The organism is Porcipelethomonas ammoniilytica, assembly GCF_025567485.1.
In the GTDB taxonomy this organism is placed as follows: Bacteria; Bacillota; Clostridia; order Oscillospirales; family Ruminococcaceae; genus Porcipelethomonas; species Porcipelethomonas ammoniilytica.
Genome location: NZ_JAOQKH010000090.1, coordinates 1 through 801, shown reverse-complemented (window position 1 = coordinate 801; position 801 = coordinate 1). Strand labels below are relative to the sequence as shown.

Annotated in this window: 1 protein-coding gene; it reads right to left on the bottom strand. The window is 37.7% G+C overall.

Annotated features, from left to right (window positions below; genetic code table 11):
• Nucleotides 1-264: 264 nt before the first annotated feature.
• Nucleotides 265-726, bottom strand: coding sequence for a phage tail assembly chaperone (locus OCV67_RS13410; RefSeq protein WP_178085156.1), 462 nt, complete (start codon nucleotides 724-726; stop codon nucleotides 265-267).
• Nucleotides 727-801: the final 75 nt, after the last annotated feature.

Below are 801 nucleotides of genomic sequence, written 5' to 3'. Positions count from 1 at the left end.
TCGCCTATATTATTCATGGCAGAGCTTACTTCATCTACTAATCGTATTTTTAAAGCTAATTCCTTCATTACAGCCTCATCCCGCTTTTAAGCATAGCAAGCAAAATTTGTGTATCTATCCTGCAAGGGTCGTTTAACTCGCACAATTCGGATGCAATGTAGAAGAGTTTTGTGTGTTTAGGCATTTTCTCAAACTCTTCCATACGCAGTCCGTGGCGCTGCCATAAGACATGTGCCCAGTATTCAAACGATCCCTTGCAGGTTATTAGTTTTTTGCTTCTTTAACTTCGTCTGAATCTTCGTCCTTTTTTATAAGTCCAAGCACTGACATAACGGAATTAAATACCTGACTGTATTCTCCCGGTCTGTGAAATACTTTAAGAGGCATTTCACTGATATCATAGCAGTGATAGAAGTCCATTAGTTCCTTAGATTTTAAATCGGGGTAAACCAATGCTTCAGCGACGATATGTCTCATTGCTCTGTTGATATCATTTTCTGTCTGGAATACTACTTCACCGTTCGATAGATAAGGATTTCCTGAATTATCCAGAGCAATAGAACGCTTGCGGTAATTGTCCTGAATTTTTCTTATCTTGTCATTGGAAATTGTTTTAATTTCAAGTTCAAGACGGTTTCCGTTTTCGTCAACGAAACTTTCCGGTGCAGGAGCATTTACGATTTCTTCCTTCTGTTCTCTCATGAAATAGCTTAAATTCTTTGTCATTTTTATGACCTCCATAATATTATATTAATTTTTTGCGGAGCAGTTTTACGTCTTGACCGCTTTCGGACATAAAAA

What these genes read in the sequence shown, in the direction of transcription:
- OCV67_RS13410 (WP_178085156.1), bottom strand. Translation starts at nt 726, where the DNA reads ATGACAAAGAATTTAAGCTATTTCATGAGAGAACAGAAGGAAGAAATC.